Raw genomic sequence first — 19,929 nt, 5'->3', positions numbered from 1 at the left:
CCTTCTTTCTACTGCTGTCAGAAAGAAAGATAACCTTACCATTTTTATATGAAAGAGTAAACCTTTACTGTGCGGGAGTAAATTCCACCACCAAATGTGGTGGTGGAATTTAAAATTTCATTTTTGGGTATGGAGAAATAGGAACGATTATTATTGTGAATATAGACATATGATGATATAATATGTCTATATTGAAAACGGAGGTGATAATCATGTTTGCACAGCAGGAAGTAATTAGACCATCTGCAGATTTACGAAATCACTATAACGAAATATCCAGACAATGCCGTGAAGACAATGAGGCTGTTATCATTACGGTAAATGGTAGAGGAGACACAGTTTCCATTTCCTATGAGGAGTATAAGAGGATGAAAGCGAGAATTGAGCTTTTGGAAATTCTTGCAGAAGCTGATGAGGATGTTAAGTACGGAAGAGTTGCACCTATGAAGAACACATTTGACGACTTAAGAAGTCTTCTTAAGGAGGGGAAAGCTTGAAGTACGAAGTTATACGAACTGATACGGCTGATTCCTTAATCAGAAAGCTCATCCTCTATGTTGCAGAAAACTTTGGGGACGATGTGGCATTGGAAAAGTTGGATTATCTTGAAGAAGCCATTATGAATTTGGGTGATAATCCGTATATTGGTGTAAAGCCGAAATACAATGTTTTAAAAAGACAGGGGTATCTGGTTCTTATTTTGGAAAAGGATATTGTATTTTATAAGGTAGATGATAATAAGAAGCAGGTTATTGTCTATGCCGTAGTAGATCAGAGGCAAGATTATTTAAGTATTATCAGAGGATTGTAGATTATCTTAATCCCAAGCAAATTCGACTTTCTCCCCAAAAGAACATATTTTTGGGATTAAAAAGGATTGTAGTTATGCAATATGCAAGAAAATTAAGAAATAAATAAAATTGGGAGGTATGTCAATATGCGTGATTCAATAGAAAATATATCACAACTTCAGAAAAAGTTGAATGACCTACAACTGGAAAATCAGATATTAAAAAACATATTGGACAGGGCAGGATTGGCATACAATAAGGAACTATCGGCATTTAGACAAAATGATAGTAAAGAAGATTATGATCCAAAACAGGGCAAAAGAATCATTCATCCGCAGTCAATAACAGAAAATATGGCAAATAAGTTCTTTTATATGTTCTGGGGAAGGCAGGATGTTTATGCAAAGCGTAGTGTTAATAAAGAAACTGGAAAAGCAGCGTACTATCCACAGTGTAATAATTTTTGGACAAGTGTGTGTCATAAGAAGATAAAAGATGGCATCAATTGCAAGGACTGTAAGAATCGTTCTTATAAGAAAATAACAAAATACGATATATTAAATCATTTGCAGGGAAATGCTTATAATTCATCTGATGTGATAGGTGTTTATCCTCTTCTTAATAATGGAACGTGCAGGTTTATGGTATTTGATTTTGATAACCATGATAAAGGAGCAGAAGAAAAAGATTTTGCCAACGATGACGATACATGGATTGAAGAAGTTGAAGCAATGAGGAAAATCTGTGTGATGAATGGAATAGATCCGTTAGTGGAACGCTCAAGATCTGGAAGGGGAGCACATGTATGGATATTCTTTGATAAGCCGATAGCTGCTTCATTGGTAAGAAAGTTTGGATTTGCTTTGCTTGATAAAGGTGCGGAACAGGTTAATTTAAAATCATTTAAATATTATGACAGAATGCTGCCTGCGCAGGATTCATTATCGGATAACAGTGCGCTTGGTAATCTGATTGCATTGCCATTGCAGGGGAAAGCTTTGCAGGAGGGAAATAGTGCATTTGTTGATGGCAACTGGAACGCATATCCTGATCAATGGAAGATATTATTTAGCAAGCCAAGATTGTCACAGGAATTTCTAGAAGAAAAAATAAAAGAATGGTCAAATCACATTGAAGATATTGTTGCAGATGCTGATGAAAATGATAGGGAAAAACCATGGAACAGAATACAGCATTTTAATAAAAATGATGTAGATGGGAAGCTACATATTACACTATCAAATGGAATATATGTTGATAATACAAACTTGAAAGCTTCTATGCAGAATAAAATCCGCAGAATGGCGGCGTTCAGTAATCCGGTTTTCTATAAACATCAGATTATTGGCACATCTAATTATGATACGCCAAGATGGATATATCTCGGAAAAGACCATCTGAGTGGGTACATACAGATACCGAGAGGATTGCAGGATAACCTTTTGGAAAGGGCAAGGCAGGCAGATGTCGATTATGAAATTCAAGACGAGCGTCAGCGTGGAAAACATATTAATGTGGATTTCAAAGGAGAATTGCGCCAGGAACAGGATAAGGCGCTAAAAGAACTGACGAAATACGATAACGGAATACTTCATGCTGCAACTGCATTTGGAAAAACTGTTGTCAGTAGTGCAATAATTGCACAAAAGAAAGTCAATACATTGATTATATTGGAATCATCGGCTTTAATAGAGCAGTGGAAAGATGCATTGGAGAAATTTTTAAATATTGATGAGGAACTTCCGTCATATGAAACTAAGACAGGAAGAGTACGGAAAAGAAAAAGTCTGATTGGAACATTGCAAGGAGTTCACGATTCAATGACTGGAATTATAGATATTGCAATGGTTGGTTCACTATGTAAAAAAGGAGAGTATCATAAGCTGTTGAATGAATATGGACTCGTGCTGATTGATGAATGCCATCATTCTGCTTCTGAAACAATAGCAAATGTTTTAAAAGAATTGAAAGCAAAGTATGTATACGGTGTGACAGCAACTCCGAAAAGAGGAGATGGACTGGAAAAAATTAATTACATGCTAATTGGTCCTATAAGGTATAGCTATACGGCAAAAGAAAAAGCTAAGGAGCAAGGAATACAGCATCTTGTTTACCCACGCTTTACCAGAACTGTACCACCAAGAGGTGTGATTACTGGTAAGATGCATCCCAATGAAGCATATGAGATCATTCATAATAATGATTTAAGAGATGAGCAGATTGTTGATGATGTGAAGAATTGTGTATCGGCAGGTCGTACTCCGGTTGTTTTGTCACGGTACAAGGATCACTCTGAAAAATTGTACAAGCGTTTAAAAAGCTATGCTGATTATGTGTTTCTTATGACTGGTAATAATTCTAAAAAAGAACATAGAAAAATTCTTGAGCAGATGCGTCAGGTTGGCAATGATGAATCTATGATATTAGTAGCAACAGGCTCTTTGGTAGGAGAAGGCTTTGATTTTCCAAGATTGGATACACTTTTTATGGCAACACCTGTATCATTTCGTGGTGTAGTTGAACAGTATGCCGGACGACTGAATCGTGATTATGCAGGTAAAGAAAATGTGATAATATATGATTATGTAGACAATCATATTCCAATGTTTGATAATATGTATATGAAGCGACTTAAAGCATATAAACAGATTGGATACCAGCTTTCGGGTGGATTGAAAGCTCGTAAACAGACAGTTAATGCAATATATGATGGGGATGATTATAGAGAGACTTTCAATAAGGATCTGTTTGATGCCGATAAAAATATAATCATTTCCAGTCCTGCAATCAGCGGACCAAAAGTATATGAATTAATCAGGATGCTAAAGGAAAAACAGGAGGAAGGAGTTCAGATTACAATAGTTACATGGACTTCGGATTCATATGGATTTGGTGATGCATCGTACTGGATGCAGTTGCATGAAGATATGCGTAAAGCCGGGTTTTACATTAAAACAGTAGAAGAATACTGCGACCGGTTTGCCGTTATTGATCAGGAAGTTGTCTGGTATGGAAATATTAATCTGCTTGCAAAAGATAAGATTGATGACAGTATTATGAGAGTCATGAGTAAAGAGATAGCAAGTGAATTGATGGAAATTACATTTGGAAAGAAACAAAACAAATAACGAAAGCAGGTGAACAGATGTCAGAGAAGACATATTTATGGATAGAAGATCGCATAGGAAAAGCAAGCTATAAGTTTTGGACGGCATTTATGCACGAAATATGTCCGCAAGTAATTGTGGAAAGTAAGATGAATAACCGAGAATTGGTAAAAGCGGTTAAGGGGTTAACAGATAAAGAAAATAGATATATAATTGCATTGGACAATTCTTTTGATAATGTACAGATTTACATGGAACAGAGAATTTTGAAAGAGGCAGCCGATAAAAGGAATAATGTATTTCTGCTAAATTTTATATGCTTTGAATATATATTGTTGGAATTTGATAAACTGATTGACTGGATTTATGCACCTGAGGATGAGTTTAGAGAAAAACGTGCGGGTGCTATTGCTGCAAGAGAAAAGCTGGTTCAAATTATAAGTTCAAACGATATGAACTATAAAGCAATACAGGAAATACTGGATTATGACAGCAATTTGCATAATCATAATATTGAGCAGTTATCTGCAAAGCTATTATTTGACCTTACAAGGAATACAGGCTTTGAGGTTTCAAAGGGAAATCTGGGAGAATGTTGGAGGCAGGATTGTTGCGAGTGGGTAGATAGACAAGAAGATGATATATGCGGATTGGATCAGACAAAGCTTTCACTAAAGGAAAAAATGAAGAGCATTTATTGCGGGACATCTCTACATAGGGAATTTCAAAATATTGGTTTGGAGGTGCTGGTATGATTACCATATTGAAAAATAAAAAAGATATACCAAGTGATAAGGATTACGTTGAGCTTAACGATGTTTTCTTTAACCAGAATACCGTTTCCAAGATAGATGATAGCGCAAATGTCATTGTAGAGAAAATAGACGCCTCCAAGCTGATTGGGAAATATAAGATGGAATCAAAGTTCAATGGCGTTACATTAGATATTGATTGTTTATCGACAGGCTGTAAAACCGTGTTGAATGTACTGTATTTTCCTGATAAGGTATTTTGCATGAAAGAATGTGGCGATAATGCCTTGGAAGTATTGTATGGACTAGAAACTGGAACGGTATATAGTGATTATGCAGTAATACCGTTTGACATGAACAAAGTAAAAGTATTTGATGAAAACGGAACTAGAGTGATAGAGGATTACGAAGAGTTGAAGGAGTGGTGGAATAATGAAGAGTAAGCCAATTGTTATGGAACATTTTTCAACGGTTCATACATCGTATATACTTAATTTTGACTTCACAAATAATATTACAATTCTTACTGGTTTATCGGCAACCGGAAAAACAGCTTCTTTTTCATTTATGAGGGAGTGTATGGCGGTGAATCCCAATATAGTATGTATCAATTACCAGGATTATCAGAGGGATATAAAGAAGCTTATTGCTGGTGAGACAGGCAAACTTATAGTGATTGATAATGCTGACATATTGTTAGATGATGATACAAGAAAGTATATTTCGCTGGATGATAAGAATCAGTATTTGATTATAGGAAGAAATCCAAAGAATTTGTTTACAACAAGTGATAATTTATTTGAACTCGTTAGTGAGAAAAAGGGGGAGCAGACAGAATTTAGTTTGAGAAAATATTTGTGAGCTATATTAGAATTTTCCGCAACCTGGTATGTCTAACAGGAGTGTGGAAAGAGCTTGATTTTGAAACTGTAAGTAATGTGGCAGTTAGTGAAATTCAGCAAATAATCCAACAAATTATTTTATTCATGAGATGAAAATGAATGGTTTAATAACGTTTGTTAACAATGCCTATTGAAAATAAAATATTTCATTACTACAATAGATATTAGTAATGCTTCGAACAATATGAAAGGCATAAACCTAATATGAAAAAACACACAAACATAATAATCACAGCTGCGGCATCGCTGCTTATCGTCACACTTGCGGGCAGAGAATTCATTAAAAATCATAAGAAAGAGCATAATGATAAAACATCTATAAATGTATCAGAAAATACATGTGAAGATATACATGACACAAGTATACCTGACACAAGTATATCTGATACGAGTGTAGCTGATACGAATACACCTGACACGAGTACATCTGAAGCAGGTATTCTGGATCAGACCTATGAGAATAATAAAGAGCAATTTTACATATCCGAAATCCCGGATGACATTTTTGAAAAAATGCAGGGCAAATCCTACAAGGCAGATTGTACACTCCCCAGAGAAAATCTGCGATATATACATGTATTACACGTAGGCTTTGACAATCAGGTGCATGAAGGTGAGCTGGTTGTCAATAAAGATATTGCAGATGATGTACTTGAAATATTCAAGGAGCTCTATGAGTCCGGATATCAAATAGAAAAAGTCCGGCTCGTTGATGAATACGATGCAGATGATGAGGCATCTATGAGCGATAATAATTCATCGGCCTTCAATTTCAGATTTATTTCCCACACCACGAAGATATCTAAGCATGGAATGGGAATGGCGGTGGATATCAACACTCTTTACAATCCTTATGTCAAAACAGTCGATGGAGAGCTTTCAATTGAGCCTGCAAATGCTGCAGATTATGTTGACAGGAGCAAGGATTTTTCACACAAGATTGACCATGACGATTTATGCTATAAGCTGTTTACGGAGCATGGCTTTGAGTGGGGAGGCGATTGGACGCATTCCAAGGATTATCAGCATTTTGAAAAATAATGCTGATAATTTCTACGGAAGCAGGTGACCTGCCGCCAGGTACAGCTCATACCATTCCTCGCGAGTCAGCGTAATATCGCATGCCGCGATAATTTCTTTCAGGCGGCTTTCACTTGCAGTTCCGGTAATGATCTGCATATTTGCCGGATGGCGTAAAATCCATGCAGCTGCAATAGTAGTATCGCTGACATTATATTTTTCGGCTATCACTTGAAGTTTTTTATTCAGTTCCGGGTATTCGTCGCTTCCGAGAAAACAGCCTTTCCATGCAGGCATCTGAAACGGAGACCATGCCTGGAGAGTGATATTGTGGAGTCGGCAGTAGTCGAGCAGACTTCCATCATGATCAATTGAACCGGGTGTTTCCATATTGACCTCCATGCCGTTTGCAACGAGATTGGAAACAGGGATACTGAACTGAACCTGATTGACAACGAGTGGTTGGCGTACATACTTCTGTAGCAGTTCAATCTGCATCGGCTTATGGTTTGAAACACCAAAATGGCGAACCTTTCCGCTTTCAAACAGGACGTCAAATGCAGCGGCAACCTCTTCCGGTTCTACGAGTGCATCCGGACGGTGAAGCAGTAAAAGATCGAGATAATCGGTATGGAGTCGTTGTAAAATACCATCTACGGATTTCAGAATGTGCTCCTTTGAGAGATCATAGAAGCCTTGGCGGATGCCACATTTTGACTGCAGATACATATCTTCACGTTTTAGGGATGGATCATCTGCAAACGCTTCGCCGAATATACTTTCGCTCATACCGCCACCGTAGATATCTGCGTGATCAAAGAAATATGCGCCTTGTTCCAGAGCTGCATGAATAAAATGATTCATCTCATCCTTAGATTTTTCAGAAAGGCGCATGCATCCAACTGCAACTGAAGGAACCTTTCGTATGTTATTGCCTAAAATTGTTTCTCTCATAATAAAAATCTCCTTTGGAATTATTTTGTATTAACGTTAAGTGATTATTTCCTAATTCCCATAATGAGTGCGGCGTAGCCCCAATCCCATATGAGCTTTGCAAAGCTGTTTTCCAGATATTCATGTATGTCATCGTCATCATATCCTGTCATGCGTGAGATGATGACAATATGCTCTCTGATGGTTTCATATGTCAACGGACTATTGGCATTGTGACTGTACCATAGGAAAAGACTTTGACGTATAGCAGTGTATTCAATCATAATCCATTGCATTTTGATAATCATGTGTTCAATAATCTTTTTAGTGGATGCTGCTTCAGGCGATATCAGGTCAGAAAACAGTTCGTTTGCCAGATAATTGCGAAAAACAATGTCATAATCTGTGAGCAATGAGTAAAATTGTTTTTGCGATGTTTGTAAGCTGCGGCTCATGGAATTGTTATCTGACTGTGAATAAATATTGGAGTATTTACAAGCCTCGGTCAGTAAAGGTTTAAGAAAGGCGGTATACAAACCTTCTTTGCGATAATTTACTGATAAATCCTGAAGCAGCTCATTGCATTCGATAAATGTATCTTCGTCCGGGATATGGATATCTTCCATGGCGGTATTCAGTTCATTAAGCGTATGTCCGGAAAAATATTCCTGTATATGTGCTTTGGTGATCGGCTGGTTTTTATGTAATTCCAATAAAATGTAAAGCCCGTCAAGCAAAGCCTGCTCCACTGAAAGCCCTTGGTCAGATATCAGTTTAATCAGATTATCACGGATTAAAAATGCCGGAGATAAATTATCCATGGTCTCGGATATTACAGGAAATGTGACAGGTTTTTCGCACCACAAATCAATAACTGCCGGACAGCACGGCATGAGTGTTCGTTCCTCATGTGTTGAAAACCGGTGGATTTCTCTGGGAAACAGTGTGCATGTCTCTGAAAGCACTTCATCTGAGTATGTCATTACAAGATGACATAGCTTATCCTTTGAAAGAAACGGACACCTGTGTTTTTCATCCAGTTTAATAACACGACTGCCATCCTTATGGCAGGTGTAAGAGCTTAAATTGTTACTTTTTCCAGACACATTATCAGCAGAAAATGGGGCTGTACATAAAGTATCCGGAGGAGAAAGCTTCATCCATTTGCGGTTTGTCGCTTCATCTACTGCGATTTTCCACTCCTGACAGCATGTGATACTGCATTTGTCAGCAATACATTTGAATTTGTTGTAATAGTCCGGTTGATAGTTTTTCATAGTTTTCCTTTGCTTTTACAGATTTGTGAATAATGCAGGGTATAGCTTGTTATTATCAATCAATCACATGATGATTCAGCCATTTCCTTGAGTGGAATCTGGCGGTAAATATAATAGAACGAAGCAGCCAGTCACATGCCATGCCAATCCACACGGCGATTGGACCAAAGCCCCATACACGGCAGAGGTATATGCACAGGCTTACACGGCAAAGCCACATTGTGCAGCAGGATACAATCATGGAAAATTTTACATCGCCTGCGGCACGCAGTCCATATGGCGGTATGAAGGATGGTACCCAGCAGATTGGTTTGGTAATTGTGATAAAGGTAACCATCTCAAAGCAGAGCCTTGCACTGGCAGGCTCCATTCCTGCAAGCATCGTGATAGGCTTTGTGAGTATAAAAATAATCAGACAGCTGGCAATGATAACGATCTCAGACACCAGTGACAGTTTTTTGATATAGTAGACAGCTTCATCCTTTCTGCCGGCACCCAGACACTGTCCGACAACAGTCATAAGACCGATTCCTATTCCGATAGCGGCAATACCATTTAAGTTTTCGAGGATATTGGTCATGGCCTGAGCGGCGATGGCTACGGTTCCAAGAGTGGATACAGTAGACTGGATAGCCAGCTTTCCAAACTGGAACATGCTGTTTTCGATTCCTGATGGGATACCGATGAGAAGTATTTTCTTGATCAGGCCCCATTCAGGGCGTATGGACATATAGTTCTTGATGAAAATCGGTTCATTTTCCTTTCGAAGCTGTAGGATAACGACAATTGCGCAAAATATCCTTGATACGAGAGTGGAAATAGCAGCTCCCTCAACACCCATGCCGAAGCCGAAAATCAGGATAGCGTTGCCACCGATATTCATAAAGTTCGAAATAACAGATATGACCATAGGATTGCGGCTGTTATTCTGTGCACGCATAATGGATGCACCGGCATCATAGAGTCCTATAAAAGGAAATGACAGCAATGTAAAAAAGAAATAAACCTGTGAGTTTCTCATTACATCAGCTTCAACAGCACCAAATATGGCACGAAGCAGCGGCTTTCTTGTTATCAGACAAAAAGCAGATAGAATAACAGACAGAAATGCCATGACAAAAAATACCTGCCTTGCAGCATGGCGGGCGCCCTTTGTGTTGTGGCTTCCCAGATACTGCGAACAGAGAATGGCACCACCGGCGGCAAGCGCTGAAAGTGCCTGTATGACAAGGATATTGATTGAGTCTACAAGCGAGACTGCCGAGATAGCGGCAGAACCTACATTGCTGACCATCATTGTATCTACAGTTCCCATAAGAGAGGCCAATAGCTGCTCTATTATAATCGGAACCAGAAGCTTTCGAAGCTTGGTATTTGTATAAATATGATTGGTTGTAGTATGCAGGTTTGCTGTTTTTATTTTATCGGAGTGTAAATTTGTCATATCTGATTACCTTTATTGAAATAAATTCTACGCGTTTAGGTTAATACGATAAATTCGTAATGTCAATAAGAAATATTTAAAGCGTTAGTAACATAAAATAATTAAAATGTCAGCAACATAAATCTTTTTAATAATGGTTTTTGAACAATAGTTAAACAATATTGCACAATCCCCTTTTATTTTGAACCAAAAAGTTGTACAATAGTACCATAGTAAAAGGCAGCAAAACTAATTCCAAAATTAAACCACGAGAGGTATCAACATGAAAAAAGCAAAGAAACCACCTCTGTACAAAAGCTTCGGCTATGCCTTCGAGGGCATATTTACATGCATCAGAAATGAACGCAATATCAAGATACACTGCACTGTCGCTATACTTGTAGTGATAGCAGGGGCTATACTTGGGATAACACCGACCGAGTGGTGCATCTGCCTGACGCTGTTTGGACTGGTGATAGCGCTTGAGCTGGTAAATACCGCGGTTGAGTCTGTTGTTGATTTGGTAACGACAGAGCGAAAGCCACTTGCCAAGGTTGCAAAGGACACGGCAGCAGGGGCGGTGCTTGTGGCAGCTATAATGGCTGCGATAGTTGGACTTATCATTTTTGTGCCAAGGATTGCTTCACTATAATAACAGGAAACGGAGGATTTTACCATGGAAAGACTTACAGACGGATTAAAGAAGATTTTACTTGCAGGAATAGGAACAGTGGCAGTGACCGCTGAGAAATCAAAGGAAGTGCTCGATGAGATGGTTAAGAGAGGCGAGCTGACTGTCGAGCAGGGCAAGGTGCTCAATCAGGAGCTTAAGCACAATATCAAGGATACAGTAAAGAAAAATGTAAATGTATCTGTTAAGCCACAGTCACCGGAGGAGCTCGAGGAGCTTTTGGACAAGATGACACCTGAGCAGATACAGGCTTTAAAGAGCAAACTTGCACAGATGGATGAGGCTGACGTTGATGAAGAAGCCGATGAAAGTGTATTTGAGGATGAGGACATTGTAGCAGATTCTACAGAAGATGAGAAAAGTACTTCCGGTGAAGAATCACAGACAGTGGAGATAAAAATAGAAGCTGAGGACGATAAAGAGGAAAGCGTGAATTAGTATGGACAGCCGCCTGAAGGAGATGACAGCGGTACTGAAGAAGTACAAGCTCACGCATGGACTTACACCCGAAAAATTCAGACTTATATTGCAGGAGCTGGGACCTACCTATATTAAGCTGGGACAGATAATGTCGCTTCACTCGGATATTCTGCCAAAGGAATATTGCGAGGAGCTTATGAAGCTCTGCTCAGATGTGGAGCCGATGCCGTTTGAACAGGTGGAGGCTGTCATAGATGCTTCATTTGGCTATTCCTGGAAGGATGTTTTTGCTTCGATAGATAAAAAGCCTCTTGGGGCAGCTTCTATAGCGCAGGTGCATAGGGCAGTGCTTAAGAGTGGTGAGCAGGTGGTCGTGAAGGTGCAAAGAAAGGGCATTCACGAGGTGATGTCAAAGGACATGGCACTGCTTCACAAGGCAGTTAAGCTCGTGCCGCCAATATCCATAAAGGGCATTGTGGATTTTGACATGGTGCTTGATGAGATGTGGGCAGTGGCACAGGAGGAGATGAATTTCCTGCTTGAGGCATCCAATATTGAGGAGTTTGCCCGCAATAACAGAGATGTCGCGTTTGTCGCCACACCAAAGCTTTACCGCAAGTATACCACATCACATGTGCTTGTCATGGAGTATATAAAGGGCTTTAATATCGATGATAAGGATGGCCTTTTAAAGGAGGGCTATGACCTTGAGGAGATAGGCAGCAAGCTGATTGACAACTATATCAGGCAGGTGATAGAGGATGGCTTCTTCCATGCTGACCCGCATCCGGGCAATGTCAGGATAAGGGATGGCAAAATCGTCTGGATTGATATGGGCATGATGGGAAGGCTCACAGAGCATGACAAAAAGGAGCTTAGCAATGCTGTTTACGGCATCGCCATGAACGATATCGGAATGATAGAGGATGCAGTGCTTGCAATCGGTGACTTTAAGGGTGAGCCTGACAGGGCAAAGCTGTACAAGGATATCAAGATAATCATAAATAAATACGGCAGTCTGGATATGGGGCAGGTCGATGTCGCAGAGTTTATCCAGGAGCTTTTGGAGGTAATGAAGAACAACCGTATTGTTATGCCACACGGTCTTACAATGCTTGCGAGGGGCATCACTCAGATAGAGGGAGTACTCGCGGATATTGCACCTGGCATCAACATGGTTGGGATTGCATCTGCAAGGATAAAGCAGGAGATGTTTAAGAATTTTGATTTCCGGGGAGAGCTTAAAAAAGCCGGGAAGACAGCCTACAAATCAGCTCACCGCATGCTGGGGCTGCCGGAGAGACTGGCGCAGATACTTGAGGAATATCAAAGAGGGCAGACGCGCATAAATCTTGACATGCATGCTTCTGATGAGCTTGCGAGGCTTTTGCACAGGCTGGTGAGAAATATCGTCATGGGCCTCTGGGTTATGGCACTTCTGATCAGCTCAAGCATCGTGTGTACCACAGATATGTCGCCAAAGATACTTGGCATACCGGCGATTGGCGTGATGGGATATGTGTTTGCGTGCATCATAGTGCTTTATACGATTGTGAAGCATTTCATATCCAGACGATGAAAAAAGCAGGATTCTGAAATTAATCAGAAATCCTGCTTTTTGATTGCATTATATTATTTAGATGATTTTTTACTCTTTGCTTTTTTAGAATCCTCATCAAGATGATATTTGTCCTGATACATGGTGAACTGACCCACAAATGCAGGCTCCTGTCCGGCCTTAAGCTCATTGAGATAATCATGTGTCTCGAAGGATGAGTTGTGTGTCTGGATCAGGCATACAGCAATGTTTGAGCAGTGGTCTGAGGCTCTCTCGCAGTTTGTGATATAATCTGTGAGGAATACGCCGAGTCTGCTGTCACATTTGCCCTTCTGAAGACGCTCGATATGGTGATTTCTGATCTCCTTGGTGAGATCGTCAATAACCTGCTCAAGAGGCTCTACCTTGACTGCCTCTGTCAGATCGTTTTTGCCAAATGCCTCTACAGTGAGAGTGAGAATCTCGCGCAGTGCATTGTTGAGCACCGTGAGCTCTTTTCTTGCATTCTTTGAAAACTCAAGCTTGTTGTCATCAATCTGCTTGGCAAGCTTTGCCATATTTATCGCATGATCTCCGATTCTCTCGAAATCGTTGATTGCATGAAGCATCTTTGAAATCTCATTGTTGCCGTCCTCAGAAACATCCTTTCCGGATAAATGAATGAGGAAGGTATCAAGCTGATCCTCTAAGTAATCAAGCCTTTCCTCCATGACTTCAATATCATCGAACTTTGAATCTGAGTAATTGTCAAAGAGGTCTAAAGCATTCTTGAAGCTGTCTCTTGCAAGCTCAGCCATCTCGTTTGTCTTCTCAAGACATTCCTTGACAGCAAGTCCCGGTGAAAGTAAAAGTCTCTCGTCGAGTACGACCTGTCCGTCTGCGTTGTCGGTTGTGACAAGCTTCTTAGCAATCTTTACAAGAGTATTGCTAAATGGCAGAAGGATAATAGTGGTAGCAATATTGAAGATTGAGTGGAATACCGCAATCATTACAGGAGTGATGCTGTCATTAAATAATGACAGATCAACAGCATAACGTGTGATACAGTATACCGCGAGTCCTATCGCTGTACCGAACAGGTTGAAGCTGATGTGGATGATGGATACTCTCTTGGCATTTTTGTTTACGCCGATTGACGAAAGCAGTGCAGTCACGCATGTACCGATGTTCTGACCCATGATGATAGGAATAGCCATGCCATATGAGATAGCGCCTGTCATAGCCAAAGCCTGCAGCACACCAACTGATGCGGCAGATGACTGGATGACTCCGGTAAATACAGCACCTACAAGTACTCCGAGGAATGGATTGTTAAAGGTGGTGAGCAGTCCGGTGAATTCAGGCATATCTGCGAGTGGCGATACAGCGCCGCTCATGAGCTGCATACCATACATGAGTACGGCAAAGCCTGCCATGATGATTCCGACGTCCTTGTGCTTCTCCTTCTTGCTTCCCATAATCATAATCACACCGATAAGCGCGATGACAGGGGAGAAGTTCTCAGGCTTTAGCATCGAGATGAACAGATTGTCACTTTCGATACCTGAAAGACTAAGAATCCATGCGGTGAGAGTGGTTCCGATGTTGGAACCCATGATGACACCAACAGTCTGGGCAAGCTCCATGATGCCGGAGTTTACGAGTCCGACAAGCATAACAGTAAGTGCGGATGAGGATTGGATAGCAATAGTGACTACTGCTCCAAAAAATAAGCTCTTGATAGGATTTGAGGTTACCTCCTTAAGTATCTTTTGGAGATTGCCTCCTGCGAGCTTCTCAAGACTGCCTGACATAACATGCATTCCAAAAAGGAAAAAGGCAAGTCCGCCGCATAACTGCAATATAGAGTAAATGTTCATGTTTACCTCCGTTTGTAAAAATAATTTGTTTTACTATTTGCTCCAGTTATACATATTTAGTTTACACAAAACACATATAACATAACATAGTTTTTACATTCTATCAATATAATCTGAAATTTTAATAAAAAAAGTGATATTCGCTTATGAACACTTTTGAAAACATTTTAAAATTTGTGTATATTTACGTTTTCTTTTGTTTACTTTTGAAGAAAAACGTTGTACAATCATAGTATAATAATTTCAGGTAATTATTCAGAAATTTACAGGACAAGGTGGAGGTATATTATGTCAGACGTAAAAAGTGTTATTGAAAGCGGCAGAGCTGTGCTCGGAATCGAGTTCGGTTCTACAAGAATAAAGGCGGTGCTTATCGGGGAAGATCATGCTCCGATAGCCACAGGTGCCCATGACTGGGAGAACATGCTTGTGGACGGCATTTGGACTTACAGCCTGGATATGATTTGGGAGGGCATTTCAGACTGCTACAGCAAAATGGCGCAGGATGCAAAGGAAAAGTATGGAGTTACCATCAAAAAGCTTGCGGCAATCGGTATTTCCGGCATGATGCACGGCTATCTGCCATTTGACAAGGAGGATAATCTGCTTGTGCCATTTCGGACATGGAGAAATACCATCACAGGTGAGGCTGCAGCAGAGCTTACTGAGGTGCTTGGCTTTAATATTCCGCAGAGGTGGAGCATAGCGCATCTGTATCAGGCTATATTAAATAAAGAAGAGCATGTATCAAAGATATCATATTTCACAACATTGGCAGGCTATATTCACTGGCAGCTCACAGGTGAAAAGGTCATGGGTGTCGGTGAGGCATCAGGCATGTTTCCTATCGATTCGAAGACCAGGGATTATGATGCGGCAATGCTTGATAAATTTGCAGCATTAGATAAGGTAAAAGAATATCCGTGGAACATAAGAGATATCCTGCCAAAGGTGCTTGTGGCTGGAGAAAAGGCAGGTACACTGACAGAGGAAGGAGCTAAAAGGCTTGATGTAAGCGGCAATCTGGAGAGCGGTATATTGCTTGCACCGCCGGAGGGAGATGCGGGCACGGGAATGGTTGCAACCAATTCTGTTGCTGTGCGCACCGGAAATGTATCAGCGGGCACATCTGTATTTGCCATGGTGGTGCTTGAAAAGGCACTTAAGGCGGTTCACGAGGAGCTTGATATGGTCACCACACCATCTGGAGATGCGGTAGCCATGGTGCACTGCAACAACTGTACCTCAGACTTAAATGCATGGGTGGGATTATTCAAGGAATTTTCGCAGCTGTTTGGCATGGATATAGATATGAATGACATATACGGAAAGCTCTACAACAATGCACTTACAGCCGATAAGGACTGTGGAGGCCTTGTAGCCTTTAACCTTTTCTCAGGAGAGCCTGTTATCGGACTTAACGAGGGCAGACCTATGTTTGCCAGAAAGCCGGATGCCAGGATGAACCTCGCAAACTTTATGCGCACACATCTCTATGCGAGTCTTGCAACATTAAAAATCGGCTGTGATATTCTCTTTAAAGAGGAAAAGGTAAAGGTAGACACACTTTACGGTCACGGCGGTCTGTTCAAGACAAAGGGTGTAGGCCAGAGCATACTTGCAGCAGCCATGGATGCGCCGGTTGCGGTCATGGAGACAGCCGGAGAGGGCGGTCCGTGGGGCATGGCAGTGCTCGCAGCCTATATGGTGAATAAAGCAGAGGGCGAGCCTTTGGAAAAATATCTTTCAGACAGGGTATTTAATGGCGAAAAGGGCATAGTAATGCAGCCGGATCCTGACGACGTAAAGGGCTTTGATGAGTACATAAATACATATAAGGCAGCAATTGAGGCTGAGAGTGCCATGGTAAGGGCGCTTCCTCTGTAATTGTCGATATATATTCTTGAATGGATGGTAAAGCACGAGTATTATGCGGTTTTGCGCATGTGCGAGGGTGTTTTTGAATAGTAACAAATATAATGTGAAAATAAGAGAGGAACAAAAAATGCTTGAAGAATTAAAGAAACAGGTTTACGAAGCAAACATGGAGCTCCCAAGAAGAGGGCTCATCACATATACATGGGGCAATGTCAGTGGAATTGACAGGGAAACAGGCTATTTTGTCATAAAGCCAAGTGGAGTGGACTATGATGTACTCACCCCTGATGATATGGTAGTCATGGATCTTGAAGGAAATAAGATAGAGGGTAAATATAAGCCTTCGTCAGACACTGCAACACACTTAGAGCTCTACAAAAAGTACCCGGATATCGGAGGAATTGTACATACGCACTCACCTGAGGCAGTTGCATGGGCACAGGCCGGCAGGGATATTCCGCTCTACGGCACAACTCACGCAGACTATTTCCTAGGCTCAATTCCATGTGCGAGAAATCTCACCACAGAGGAAATCAATGAAGCCTATGAGAAAAACACAGGTCTTGTCATCATAGAGACCTTTGAGAACAGAAAAATCAACCCTGTATACACACCGGCTGTGCTCTGCCAAAATCACGGACCGTTTGCATGGGGAAAGGATGCGGCTGAGGCTGTGCACAATGCCGTTGTACTTGAGGAAGTGGCAAAGATGGCCAGACTCACAGAGTCGGTAAATCCTGATGTTAAGCCTGCCCCTGACAACATCAAGGATAAGCATTTCTACCGTAAGCATGGTGCTAACGCATACTACGGACAGAACTGATTTGTGGGGATAACGGCCAGTATTATTTAAGGTATTTTGTGTTTACATAGCACAAAAAATGTGCTAAATTTTTATGTAAAGTATAGTCTCAAATGACTGTAAATAAGACATAAGGTGGTTGATAAAATGGTACTGGCAGTTGAGATAATAGTCTGCTGCTTAATATTTGGCATATACAGAGTGATACGGATAAAGCGGGATCCGGCATATAAGATAAGCAATATGCCCGAGAAGCTGCAGAAAAAGGTCATGCATATGCGTGGCTACAGGAATCGGAATATCCGTATCATGACAGACTGGGAGAAGTTTGTAAAGAAGCTGCCGACACTTATATTCTGGACGATAGCGCTTGTCATACTGACATCAATAGCCGGTGCGACAAGCTTTTCGACGGGCTTTGTGTTTGCTCTTTTGATATGGATGGCGGTGCTTCTTTTTCTTGAGCTGGTCATATACTGTGGCTGGTATGCACATACGCCGAAGGTGTGGATAAAGGGCACCGAGGATATGGCAAAAAAGACATATACCAATTATGCACATTATATCGGACTGATACCACAGAGAGCTCTGATGGGAATAGTGGTTGCTATTATAGTGGGTCTTGTGATAGATATGATTCCAAGGCTTGACAACAACAATTATTCGCCGAAATATACAGAGATAGAGGATACCCTAAAGGCAGCCTGTGACGATTACAGGATTCCGGGTATGGCTGTTGAGGTGGTAGATGCAGAGGGAGTGCTTTTCTCCGGTACCTATGGGGATTGTGATAGCCTTGATACACCGTTTATTACAGGTTCACTCAGCAAGTCGTTTACTGCGGCATGCATCATGAAGCTGTATGAGGGAGGGCATCTGAATATTGACAGCCCGGTAAATCCTTATCTGGATGCAGCGGAGGTGTTCAAAAATCCAAAGGATGCGACAAGGATTACAATCAGACAGCTGCTCAATCACACAAGTGGACTGGGCGTGTATCAGCATGTGGGAAATGCAAGGATTGTTGGCAAAAATGGTGAATATACCTATGCGAATGTCAATTATGACATACTTGGGCTTATAGTGGAAAAAGTATCAGGTGTCAGCTACAGCGATTATCTGACAGAGACGTTTTTTACACCGCTTGGCATGACACACAGCAGCGCAACCTATGCAAAGGCTAAAGAGGATGGACTGATTACAGGTCACAACAATTATTTTGGTTTTTCAGTGGAAAGCGATGTGAAGTATCCGCTCAGCGATTCATGGTCCACTGTACCGGCGGGCTATATTGCGTCCAGCGCAAATGATATGGGAAAATATCTGCAGATGTATCTGCGTGGCGGCTATGGAATACTCTCTGACAAGAGCCTTAGCACAATGTTTCGGGCAACGGTGCCTATGGATGAGTCCGGTGAGACGGGCTACGGCATGGGCTGGGTACGTTCGGATAAATATGCAGAGACAGTGTACAATCACACAGGTCTCACGGAGAATTATATCGCAGACATGTATCTGCTTCCGGAGAGCGGTGTAGGTGTTGTATTCCTTGCAAATACCAATGACTATATGGTCACAAACAATCTGATGAATAAGGTAACCTCAAAGGTTGTGATGACGCTTATGGGATACGCAACAGACGAGCTTGATCCAAAGGATTATGTTGATTCGCACTTGTTCTATGACCTTGTCTTTGCGGCATTTATATCGGTTGCGCTGATGGAGATTATCAAGTCGCGCAAATGGAGAACAGACAATAGCGGAAACCTGATAGCAAATATTTTCCTGCATCTGTTTTTGCCGGTGGGCATAGTCATTGCGCCTATTGTTGGAGGCATACCATACTGGGTAATAAAGGATTATGTTCCTGATTTGTTTATTGTGGCATGTCTGAGTGTAGTGCTTCTTGCAATAGGTGGAGTACTGAAGCTCAAAAACAGGAGAAATTAGATTATTATGCTATAATGAGCCGTAAACACAGATAATACAAAAGGAGAATAATATGAAAGCAAGCCACAGAAAAGATGTTATAATTGCCAGACTGATTTTTGCAGCAATATGCCTTTTTCTTATTGCCCTGATTGCTACGATAGTGATTACCATTACCTCAAAGGGTGACAAAAAAAAGGAGCAGGACAAGGCACAGCAGAATGTAGCCAGTGAAAGTGAAACTGACAGTGATAGCGATAGTGATACAGAGATAGGTGCCATATATCTGCCACAGCAGACTACAGAGGGAACCGAAAAAACCTACGTCACTACTACAAGCAGTGTAAATATGAGAGAGAAGCCTGATAAAAACGCAAATATAGTTACTGTGATAGCACAGGATGTAAAGCTTGAGTTTGTATCAGAGGACAATGGCTGGGCACAGGTTATCTTCCAGGGACAGACAGGCTATGTCAGCTCTGACTACGTCAAGTCAGATATGGCTGACGGCACCACAGACAGCGGTACATCAGATGGCGATGCAGCAGGAGCTGCGGATAGTGCTGCACAGCCACAGCAGTAGATAC

General features: G+C 41.2%; 18 protein-coding genes. 14 read left to right on the top strand and 4 right to left on the bottom strand.

All coding sequences use genetic code 11. The annotated features are described in order from the left end of the window. Positions 1-182 precede the first annotated feature (182 nt). From ACW6PM_RS07765 to ACW6PM_RS07735, 7 genes are all read left to right on the top strand, one after another. Positions 183-497: a type II toxin-antitoxin system Phd/YefM family antitoxin gene (locus ACW6PM_RS07765; RefSeq protein ID WP_456056776.1), complete on the top strand. Its 315-nt coding sequence runs from the start codon at positions 183-185 to the stop codon at positions 495-497. Beyond that, complete coding sequence (locus ACW6PM_RS07760) at positions 494-811, top strand: type II toxin-antitoxin system RelE/ParE family toxin (RefSeq protein WP_456056775.1); 318 nt, start codon at positions 494-496, stop codon at positions 809-811. Before ACW6PM_RS07765 ends, ACW6PM_RS07760 begins: the two co-directional genes overlap by 4 nt. Before the next feature lie 126 nt (positions 812-937). Next, the gene (locus ACW6PM_RS07755; RefSeq protein WP_456056774.1) at positions 938-3,919 is read left to right on the top strand and encodes a TOTE conflict system archaeo-eukaryotic primase domain-containing protein; all 2,982 of its coding nucleotides are present in this window, start codon (positions 938-940) and stop codon (positions 3,917-3,919) included. Positions 3,920-3,936: 17 nt separating this feature from the next. Then, positions 3,937-4,653, top strand: a complete 717-nt coding sequence (locus ACW6PM_RS07750; protein WP_456056773.1) for a hypothetical protein — start codon at positions 3,937-3,939, stop codon at positions 4,651-4,653. Next, positions 4,650-5,093 (top strand): DUF4869 domain-containing protein, encoded by a 444-nt coding sequence (locus ACW6PM_RS07745; protein ID WP_456056772.1) that lies wholly within the window; start codon positions 4,650-4,652, stop codon positions 5,091-5,093. The genes ACW6PM_RS07750 and ACW6PM_RS07745 overlap by 4 nt, the downstream gene beginning before the upstream one ends. Continuing rightward, complete coding sequence (locus ACW6PM_RS07740; RefSeq protein WP_456056771.1) at positions 5,083-5,511, top strand: ABC transporter ATP-binding protein; 429 nt, start codon at positions 5,083-5,085, stop codon at positions 5,509-5,511. The genes ACW6PM_RS07745 and ACW6PM_RS07740 overlap by 11 nt, the downstream gene beginning before the upstream one ends. Before the next feature lie 245 nt (positions 5,512-5,756). After that, a complete protein-coding gene (locus tag ACW6PM_RS07735; protein ID WP_456056770.1) occupies positions 5,757-6,593 on the top strand; it encodes a M15 family metallopeptidase in 837 nt (278 codons plus the stop codon). Between the two features lie 12 nt (positions 6,594-6,605). Here ACW6PM_RS07735 and ACW6PM_RS07730 read toward each other — a convergent pair whose 3' ends face one another. From ACW6PM_RS07730 to ACW6PM_RS07720, 3 genes are read right to left on the bottom strand one after another with little or no spacing between them, the layout of a single operon-like run. Then, entirely contained in the window at positions 6,606-7,526 is a 921-nt protein-coding gene (locus tag ACW6PM_RS07730; RefSeq protein ID WP_456056769.1) for an aldo/keto reductase, read from the bottom strand. Between the two features lie 44 nt (positions 7,527-7,570). Further along, positions 7,571-8,782 (bottom strand): flagellin lysine-N-methylase, encoded by a 1,212-nt coding sequence (gene fliB / locus ACW6PM_RS07725; RefSeq protein WP_456056768.1) that lies wholly within the window; start codon positions 8,780-8,782, stop codon positions 7,571-7,573. A gap of 55 nt (positions 8,783-8,837) precedes the next feature. Then, entirely contained in the window at positions 8,838-10,226 is a 1,389-nt protein-coding gene (locus tag ACW6PM_RS07720) for an MATE family efflux transporter (protein ID WP_456056767.1), read from the bottom strand. A 262-nt stretch (positions 10,227-10,488) separates the two neighbouring features. Between ACW6PM_RS07720 and ACW6PM_RS07715 the strand changes: the two genes are divergently transcribed. Genes ACW6PM_RS07715 through ACW6PM_RS07705 form a run of 3 tightly spaced genes read left to right on the top strand, consistent with a single transcriptional unit; the run spans position 10,489 to position 12,895 of the window. Next, the gene (locus tag ACW6PM_RS07715) at positions 10,489-10,857 is read left to right on the top strand and encodes a diacylglycerol kinase family protein (protein WP_456056766.1); all 369 of its coding nucleotides are present in this window, start codon (positions 10,489-10,491) and stop codon (positions 10,855-10,857) included. A 24-nt stretch (positions 10,858-10,881) separates the two neighbouring features. Further along, complete coding sequence (locus tag ACW6PM_RS07710; protein WP_456056765.1) at positions 10,882-11,334, top strand: phasin family protein; 453 nt, start codon at positions 10,882-10,884, stop codon at positions 11,332-11,334. A 1-nt stretch (position 11,335) separates the two neighbouring features. Beyond that, the gene (locus ACW6PM_RS07705) at positions 11,336-12,895 is read left to right on the top strand and encodes an ABC1 kinase family protein (protein ID WP_308651748.1); all 1,560 of its coding nucleotides are present in this window, start codon (positions 11,336-11,338) and stop codon (positions 12,893-12,895) included. Positions 12,896-12,948: 53 nt separating this feature from the next. Here ACW6PM_RS07705 and ACW6PM_RS07700 read toward each other — a convergent pair whose 3' ends face one another. After that, positions 12,949-14,733, bottom strand: a complete 1,785-nt coding sequence (locus tag ACW6PM_RS07700) for a Na/Pi cotransporter family protein (protein ID WP_456056764.1) — start codon at positions 14,731-14,733, stop codon at positions 12,949-12,951. 288 nt (positions 14,734-15,021) lie between these two features. Between ACW6PM_RS07700 and ACW6PM_RS07695 the strand changes: the two genes are divergently transcribed. From ACW6PM_RS07695 to ACW6PM_RS07680, 4 genes are all read left to right on the top strand, one after another. Beyond that, the gene (locus ACW6PM_RS07695; RefSeq protein ID WP_456056763.1) at positions 15,022-16,620 is read left to right on the top strand and encodes a xylulokinase; all 1,599 of its coding nucleotides are present in this window, start codon (positions 15,022-15,024) and stop codon (positions 16,618-16,620) included. Between the two features lie 118 nt (positions 16,621-16,738). Then, positions 16,739-17,434 carry an L-ribulose-5-phosphate 4-epimerase gene (locus ACW6PM_RS07690; RefSeq protein WP_330021973.1) on the top strand — a complete coding sequence of 232 codons (696 nt, stop codon included), beginning with the start codon at positions 16,739-16,741 and terminating at the stop codon, positions 17,432-17,434. Positions 17,435-17,560: 126 nt separating this feature from the next. Continuing rightward, positions 17,561-19,363, top strand: coding sequence for a serine hydrolase domain-containing protein (locus tag ACW6PM_RS07685; protein ID WP_456056762.1), 1,803 nt, complete (start codon positions 17,561-17,563; stop codon positions 19,361-19,363). Positions 19,364-19,415: 52 nt separating this feature from the next. Then, positions 19,416-19,925 (top strand): SH3 domain-containing protein, encoded by a 510-nt coding sequence (locus tag ACW6PM_RS07680; RefSeq protein ID WP_456056761.1) that lies wholly within the window; start codon positions 19,416-19,418, stop codon positions 19,923-19,925. Positions 19,926-19,929: the final 4 nt, after the last annotated feature.

The sequence above is a fragment of the Agathobacter sp. genome, from assembly GCF_977054825.1.
The sequence above is the reverse complement of the archived record's forward strand: the minus strand, read 5'-3'. Positions and strand labels throughout refer to the sequence as shown.

What these genes read in the sequence shown, in the direction of transcription:
- ACW6PM_RS07710 (WP_456056765.1), top strand. Translation starts at nt 10,882, where the DNA reads ATGGAAAGACTTACAGACGGATTAAAGAAGATTTTACTTGCAGGAATA.
- ACW6PM_RS07695 (WP_456056763.1), top strand. Translation starts at nt 15,022, where the DNA reads ATGTCAGACGTAAAAAGTGTTATTGAAAGCGGCAGAGCTGTGCTCGGA.
- ACW6PM_RS07730 (WP_456056769.1), bottom strand. Translation starts at nt 7,526, where the DNA reads ATGAGAGAAACAATTTTAGGCAATAACATACGAAAGGTTCCTTCAGTT.
- ACW6PM_RS07735 (WP_456056770.1), top strand. Translation starts at nt 5,757, where the DNA reads ATGAAAAAACACACAAACATAATAATCACAGCTGCGGCATCGCTGCTT.
- ACW6PM_RS07720 (WP_456056767.1), bottom strand. Translation starts at nt 10,226, where the DNA reads ATGACAAATTTACACTCCGATAAAATAAAAACAGCAAACCTGCATACT.
- fliB (WP_456056768.1), bottom strand. Translation starts at nt 8,782, where the DNA reads ATGAAAAACTATCAACCGGACTATTACAACAAATTCAAATGTATTGCT.
- ACW6PM_RS07740 (WP_456056771.1), top strand. Translation starts at nt 5,083, where the DNA reads ATGAAGAGTAAGCCAATTGTTATGGAACATTTTTCAACGGTTCATACA.
- ACW6PM_RS07705 (WP_308651748.1), top strand. Translation starts at nt 11,336, where the DNA reads ATGGACAGCCGCCTGAAGGAGATGACAGCGGTACTGAAGAAGTACAAG.
- ACW6PM_RS07690 (WP_330021973.1), top strand. Translation starts at nt 16,739, where the DNA reads ATGCTTGAAGAATTAAAGAAACAGGTTTACGAAGCAAACATGGAGCTC.
- ACW6PM_RS07745 (WP_456056772.1), top strand. Translation starts at nt 4,650, where the DNA reads ATGATTACCATATTGAAAAATAAAAAAGATATACCAAGTGATAAGGAT.
- ACW6PM_RS07715 (WP_456056766.1), top strand. Translation starts at nt 10,489, where the DNA reads ATGAAAAAAGCAAAGAAACCACCTCTGTACAAAAGCTTCGGCTATGCC.
- ACW6PM_RS07755 (WP_456056774.1), top strand. Translation starts at nt 938, where the DNA reads ATGCGTGATTCAATAGAAAATATATCACAACTTCAGAAAAAGTTGAAT.
- ACW6PM_RS07685 (WP_456056762.1), top strand. Translation starts at nt 17,561, where the DNA reads ATGGTACTGGCAGTTGAGATAATAGTCTGCTGCTTAATATTTGGCATA.
- ACW6PM_RS07750 (WP_456056773.1), top strand. Translation starts at nt 3,937, where the DNA reads ATGTCAGAGAAGACATATTTATGGATAGAAGATCGCATAGGAAAAGCA.
- ACW6PM_RS07765 (WP_456056776.1), top strand. Translation starts at nt 183, where the DNA reads ATGTCTATATTGAAAACGGAGGTGATAATCATGTTTGCACAGCAGGAA.
- ACW6PM_RS07680 (WP_456056761.1), top strand. Translation starts at nt 19,416, where the DNA reads ATGAAAGCAAGCCACAGAAAAGATGTTATAATTGCCAGACTGATTTTT.
- ACW6PM_RS07700 (WP_456056764.1), bottom strand. Translation starts at nt 14,733, where the DNA reads ATGAACATTTACTCTATATTGCAGTTATGCGGCGGACTTGCCTTTTTC.